Origin of the sequence: Ensifer adhaerens (assembly GCF_001270265.1) — a bacterium.
In the GTDB taxonomy this organism is placed as follows: domain Bacteria; phylum Pseudomonadota; class Alphaproteobacteria; order Rhizobiales; family Rhizobiaceae; genus Ensifer; species Ensifer adhaerens_B.
Window position 1 is genome coordinate 182765 of record NZ_LGAP01000009.1, and the last position, 6611, is coordinate 189375.

The 6611-nt window shown below is 62.1% G+C and carries 3 protein-coding genes; 2 read left to right on the plus strand and 1 reads right to left on the minus strand.

Features of this window, described 5'->3' with window-relative positions:
- Window positions 1–109: 109 nt before the first annotated feature.
- Both AC244_RS16335 and clpB read left to right on the plus strand, forming a co-directional pair.
- Window positions 110–1117 (plus strand): saccharopine dehydrogenase, encoded by a 1008-nt coding sequence (locus tag AC244_RS16335; RefSeq protein WP_053249888.1) that lies wholly within the window; start codon window positions 110–112, stop codon window positions 1115–1117.
- Between the two features lie 302 nt (window positions 1118–1419).
- Window positions 1420–4026, plus strand: a complete 2607-nt coding sequence (gene clpB, locus AC244_RS16340; protein ID WP_053249864.1) for an ATP-dependent chaperone ClpB — start codon at window positions 1420–1422, stop codon at window positions 4024–4026.
- A gap of 122 nt (window positions 4027–4148) precedes the next feature.
- On the opposite strand, the gene AC244_RS16345 is transcribed toward clpB, so the two are convergent.
- Window positions 4149–6098, minus strand: coding sequence for a M23 family metallopeptidase (locus tag AC244_RS16345; RefSeq protein ID WP_053249865.1), 1950 nt, complete (start codon window positions 6096–6098; stop codon window positions 4149–4151).
- Window positions 6099–6611 lie beyond the last annotated feature (513 nt).

Below are 6611 nucleotides of genomic sequence, written 5' to 3' on the forward strand. Positions count from 1 at the left end.
ATATCCCAATCCCTTGACGCAGCGCGTTTGCTACTTATCTACTGATGGTAACTTACTAATGGTAGGTTGGCAAAAATGCCGACCTCTCTTCCGTCTAGGAGATATGAACATGTCGAGCAAGTTCTCACCCGTCCTGATCATCGGCGGCTCCGGCGTCGTCGGGTCACAGGCGGCCAAGGCGATCCGCAGGCTGCACCCCGGTTTGCCACTGGCAATCGGCGGTCGGGATCTCTCCCGGGCGCAGGCCGTCGCCGACGAGGTCGGGGGAGCGATCGGCGTAGTGGTCGATCTCGACCGCGCCGATCTTGGCCTTGACGACAATGCCGCGTTCAGCGCCGTGGTCATCTTCGTCAAGGACGAGAGACTGACCTCGATGCGGTACGCGCAGAACAAGGGAATACCGTATATCAGCCTCTCCAGTGGAACGTTCGAGGTCGGGCCGGAGGTTGCACAGTATATCCATGCGCCGGACAAGGCGCCGATCCTGCTCGCCAGCCATTGGCTTGCGGGAGCCGCGATTTTCCCCGTGCTCGACACCCTCTCGTCCTATGAGACGGTCGATGCGATCCGCATCGGCGTGCTGCTCGACGAAGAGGACATGGGCGGGCCCGCGGCACTCGCCGACTACAACCGCATTACCGGTAATGCGCCTGCGTCGCTCACGGTCAAGGACGGCAAGCTGCATTGGGCGAGCGGGCAAGAGGCACTCGCGCGCTACAGAAGTGTCGATGGCGTCGAACTCGATGCTGCCGCCTATTCGCCCTTTGACGTCATGGCGCTGGCCGCGCGAACCGGCGCCAAGGAAATCCGGCTTGACCTTGCCTATAGCGTGTCCGCCAGCCGCCGGCGCGGCGAACCGTTTTCAACCGAGATCACGCTTGAAGTCGCTGGACAGGCGAAGGACGGAGAACCGTTGACGCTCCGGCACGAGATTGTGCATCCGCAGGGGCAGGCGCCGTTGACGGCGCTTGGCGTTGCCCTTGCGGTCGAGCGCATGCTCGGTCTTGCCGGCGGCGAGGCGCCCAAGGCCGGCCTCTATCTACCTGAGGTGCTGATCGAGCCGGCCTACTACGTTTCTCGGATGAAGGAGTTCGGCACGTCATTTGTCGATCACTGACCTCTGGGTTGCCGCCGAGGGGCGTTCGTCCGAGACAGCACGAACATGCCCGGCATCCACTTGCAAACGGCCACGCATCGCAAAGAGGCGTGGCCGTTTGCATCCCCCGCAAGATTTCCTATTTGCGACATGCAATCAGCCCTTTAATTTCGAAAACCGCTGCCCCATATTCGCTTCGCACGAGTTGATCCCGCGCAAGGTGTGGATCGACGGGCAATGACAGGTTCGCCGAATGCGGGAGCCTGATCCTGAAACACCAGCGGGTGCCGCGTGACGGGCCTGGTGGGCTATGGAGGTAGAGAATGAATATCGAGAAATATTCCGAACGCGTGCGCGGTTTCCTGCAATCGGCGCAAACCTATGCGTTGGCGCAGGGACATCAGCAGTTCACGCCCGAGCATGTGCTGAAAGTGCTGCTCGACGACGACCAGGGCATGGCCGCCTCACTGATCGAGCGGGCGGGCGGTGATGCGCGCGAAGCGCGCGCCGGCAATGATGCAGCCTTGGCAAAACTACCGAAGGTTTCCGGCGGCAACGGTTCCGTCTATCTGTCGCAGCCGCTTGCTCGCGTCTTTTCGAGCGCCGAAGAAGCGGCCAAGAAAGCCGGTGACAGCTTCGTGACGGTCGAGCGCCTGCTTCTGGCGCTGGCGATCGAAAGCTCCGCTGCCACGGCCGACATCCTGAAGAAAGCCGGCGTGACGCCGACCAAGCTCAACCAGGTCATCAACGACATCCGCAAGGGCAGAACGGCCGACAGCGCCAATGCCGAGCAGGGCTTCGACAGCCTGAAGAAATACGCCCGTGACCTGACGGCCGATGCGCGCGAAGGCAAGCTCGACCCGGTGATCGGCCGTGACGACGAAATCCGTCGCACGATCCAGGTACTGTCGCGCCGGACCAAGAACAACCCGGTTCTGATCGGTGAGCCCGGCGTTGGCAAGACGGCGATCGCCGAGGGCCTTGCTCTGCGCATCGTCAATGGCGACGTGCCGGAAAGCCTGAAGGACAAGCGGCTGATGGCGCTCGACATGGGCGCGTTGATCGCGGGCGCGAAGTTCCGCGGCGAATTCGAAGAGCGGCTGAAGGCCGTGCTCAACGAAGTGCAGGCGGAAAACGGCGAAATCATCCTGTTCATCGACGAAATGCACACGCTGGTCGGCGCCGGCAAGGCGGAAGGGGCGATGGATGCCTCCAACCTCTTGAAGCCTGCGCTTGCGCGCGGCGAGTTGCATTGCGTTGGCGCGACCACGCTCGACGAATACCGCAAGCACGTCGAAAAGGACGCAGCCCTTGCGCGCCGCTTCCAGCCCGTCATGGTCGAGGAGCCGACGGTCGAGGACACCATCTCGATCCTGCGCGGCCTGAAGGAAAAGTACGAGCAGCATCACAAGGTGCGGATCTCCGATTCCGCGCTGGTTGCCGCCGCTACGCTTTCCAACCGCTACATCACCGACAGGTTCCTGCCTGATAAGGCGATCGACCTAATGGACGAGGCCGCCTCGCGTCTGCGGATGCAGGTGGATTCCAAGCCCGAGGAGCTCGATGAACTCGATCGGCGCATCATGCAGCTGAAGATCGAGCGTGAAGCGCTGAAGAAGGAAACCGACACTTCGTCGAAGGACCGGCTGGAGAAGCTCGAGCTCGATCTGGTCTCGCTTGAGGAGCAGGCGTCGGCGCTGACGGCGCGTTGGCAGGCGGAGAAGCAGAAGCTTGGCCGCGCCGCCGACCTCAAGAAGCAGCTTGATGAGGCCCGCAACGAACTGGCGATCGTCCAGCGCAAGGGTGAATTCCAGCGCGCCGGCGAACTGACCTATGGCGTCATCCCCAAGCTCGAAAAAGAGCTTTCCGATGCCGAAAGCCAGGAGAACGCCAACGCCAATCCGATGGTGCAGGAGGTCGTGACCCCTGACAACATCGCCCATGTGGTTTCGCGCTGGACCGGTATCCCGGTCGACAAGATGCTGGAAGGCGAGCGCGACAAGCTGCTTCGGATGGAAGACGAGCTGGCGAAGTGGGTCGTCGGCCAGGGCGATGCCGTCCAGGCCGTATCGCGCGCCGTTCGTCGCGCCCGTGCCGGCCTGCAGGATCCGAACCGGCCGATCGGCTCGTTCATCTTCCTCGGCCCGACCGGGGTGGGCAAGACCGAGTTAACCAAGGCGCTCGCCCGCTTCCTGTTCGACGACGAGACCGCGCTGCTGCGCGTCGACATGTCGGAATATATGGAGAAGCACTCCGTTGCCCGGCTGATCGGCGCACCTCCCGGCTATGTCGGCTACGAGGAAGGCGGAGCGCTGACCGAATCCGTCCGCCGCCGGCCCTATCAGGTCGTGCTGTTCGACGAAATCGAGAAGGCGCATCCGGATGTCTTCAACGTGCTACTGCAGGTGCTCGACGACGGTCGCCTGACCGATGGTCAGGGGCGCACTGTCGACTTCCGCAACACGATGATCATCATGACCTCGAACCTCGGCGCGGAATATCTGATCGGGCTCGGTGAGAACGAGGACAGCGATGTCGTTCGCGACCAGGTGATGGACGTCGTCAAGTCGGCCTTCCGGCCGGAGTTCCTGAACCGCGTCGACGAGATCATCCTGTTCCACAGGCTGCGTCGCTCGGAAATGGGCGCGATCGTCGATATCCAGCTGGCCCGGCTGCGCAGGCTGCTGTCCGAGCGCAAGATCACGCTGGAACTGGAGGACGACGCGCGGACGTTCCTGGCCGAAAAGGGCTACGATCCCGCCTATGGCGCCCGCCCCTTGAAGCGGACGATCCAGAAGTATCTTCAGGATCCGCTCGCCGAGAAGATCCTGCAGGGCGAGTTCCCGGACGGATCCGCCATCAAGGTTCTTGCCGGCTCCGACCGGCTGAACTTCAAGCGTGGCGCCGGCACGGAAAAGGTAGCCGCCTGAACCACAGAAACTGCAAAAGGCCGCCTTTCGGGGCGGCCTTTTTCGTTCATGCACTTGAAATTCCGTCGCTGCAGGGATCGCGGCCACCGCCGATCGAAGCGCCGAACCGCGGATGTCGCGGGCTACTTGCTGGCGACTTCGCTGCCGTCCTTGTTCAGCAACTCGTCGATGCGGTCGCGCTCCTTCTCGAACTTCGCGAGCGCGTCACCGCCCAGCGATTTGCCGCCCGGCAGGCGGATGCGCAGCGGATCAACCTTGTTGCCGTTGACGATCAGCTCGTAGTGCAGGTGCGGACCGGTCGAAAGACCCGTCGTGCCGACCCAGCCGATCACCTGGCCCTGGACCACTTTCGCGCCGGCCTTGACGGTCTTGGCGATCGCGCTCTGGTGGTTATAGGAGGAGACATAGCCGTTGGCATGGCGGATCAGCGTCTGGTTGCCGTATCCGCCGGAATCCCAGCCAGCCTTCTCCACCGTACCGTTGCCGGCTGCGATGATCGGCGTGCCGCGGGGAGCTGACCAATCGACGCCGGTGTGCATGCGCGAGAAGCCGAGGATCGGGTGGCGGCGCATGCCGAAGCCGGAGCGGAAATGGCCGTTCGGCACGGGGTTGCGCAGCAGGAACTGCCGGATGCTCTTGCCTTCGCTGTTGAAGTAGTCGATCGAATTGTCGTCCGGATCCTGGAAGCGGTAGAAGGTCGTTTCCGCATCGCCGAACTTCGCCCTGACGTAAAGCAGTTCGGATTCCGCCGTTGCCATGCCGCGATCGTCGGTGACCGAGAAGAAGGCTTCGAGCGAATCCGTCGGTTTCAGCTGCGCCTGGAAGTCGACATTGCTGGCGAGCAGCTTGACCACGAGCCCGACCATGTCGGTGCTCATGCCGTAGGACAGCGCGGCGCGGTAGATGCCGTCATAGACACGCGGCAGATCGTGGGTGCTGGTGATCGTCGGCGTGCCGTTGTCGTCGAAGGCGGTCGCGACCGCATCGAGCTTGGGCGGCTCGGCGCCGGGCACGAAGCGGCCGCCGTCATCGACGGCCATCGTCAGCACATGGCGGTTGCGCGAATAGATGGTGGCGCGAACGATGCGCGCTTCCTCGCCCTTCTGGATGATGCCGATGCGCAGGACGTCGCCGTCGTTTAGTTCCTTGGCGCCGAGCGCGTCGCCGATATAGCCGGCTGCGTCTTCGGCCTGCGCCTTGGCATAACCGGCATTGACCATGGCGGTCGCGATGTCGGTCTTGCGGCGCACCGGGATGATGTCGTCGGCATATTCGGTGCTTTGTTCGTTGATGCTCTCGTAAGCCGCATCGCTCTTGTTCTGCTCGACGATGCGCGCGGTCAGACCCTGCAGCAGATCGAGGCCGTCGCTATCGGAGGCGAAACGCTGCGGGTCGACATAGAAGAGCGAAGCGACCTGGGTGCTGCCTTCGGTCAGGACCGAACCATTGGTGCGCACATTCTCCTCGACCTCGTCGAGCGACATCGAGCTGTCGAAGGTCAGGCTCGAACCGTTGATCGGGAAATCGACCGTCTTCAGCGCCACCTCGGAATCGACGTTGGAGCCATAGAGCGTGCCGGTGCGCGCGACCTGCGGTTCGGCATCGGCGTCGTCGGTGGAGAAGATCGCCAACGGATCGAAATCCGGATAGCTGTCGGAAACCTGGTGGTTGGCGGCAAGCGCCATCTTGACGTGAACGAAGGGCTGCTTGCGCACCACTTCCTTCTCGCCGTCATGGATCATCGTCGAGACTTCCATGACGGTCTTGTCGGCCGGCTTGGCAACGATGTTGGGAGAAAGGATGCGGTCGCCGCGCTTGGCATTAACAGGGGCATTGCCGCCGTTCGACGCATCGAGCGCGGCATAGGCTTCGGCCGGGATTGCCAGCTGCTGGCGACCGTCAAGTGCTGCGAAAAGGGCGACGCCCATAAGAAGGCTGGAGGTGATGCCGGTCAGGAACGTACCGGAAAGCCAGCGCAACGAAATCTCGCGCCTGTCCGGCGCGCGCCGGCCGTCCGCAAGGATCGGCGGTTGGTCGCCAAGCGACCGGACCATTTTTTTGTCGGTGATCATTCCGAGCTGGGGGCCCCTGATTTCTCTTGCCGTATTCTTACAGACGATACGTTGCGCGAAGATGTGCATCTTTCACACACGGGAGTCAAATCGCCGGGGGAGGGGCGTACACACGTTGTTTGTGCGCATCCGCGTCCCCGTGCGCACCCGTGTGACGCTCCGTCGATTTCGCTTAGATCGATGGATTGTGAAGAAGTAAGGGCCAAAATGTGTCTCCACAGGCCGTTCGGAGGCGTTGGAAGTTTTTTCGGGGCAAAAAGCCCGCGTTTCCGGACTTTGTCAGAAAACTGTCATTTTTTTTGAAATTGTCTGTTGACGTGTGTGATGGGGTGGGTCTATAAGCCCGATCACTGAACGAGGGCGGCGGCGCTGCTGGCGACGACGACCTTCGCTCTAGAGTTTCCTTGATTGGCGGATGCTGATTGGCTGGGGCGGAAGTTTCGGCTTTGGGAGTTCTGACGGTTTGACCGTCTGTTTTTTGACAATTGCATAGAGAGAAAGAGAAACGTGGGC

What these genes read in the sequence shown, in the direction of transcription:
- AC244_RS16335 (WP_053249888.1), top strand. Translation starts at nt 110, where the DNA reads ATGTCGAGCAAGTTCTCACCCGTCCTGATCATCGGCGGCTCCGGCGTC.
- AC244_RS16345 (WP_053249865.1), bottom strand. Translation starts at nt 6,098, where the DNA reads ATGATCACCGACAAAAAAATGGTCCGGTCGCTTGGCGACCAACCGCCG.
- clpB (WP_053249864.1), top strand. Translation starts at nt 1,420, where the DNA reads ATGAATATCGAGAAATATTCCGAACGCGTGCGCGGTTTCCTGCAATCG.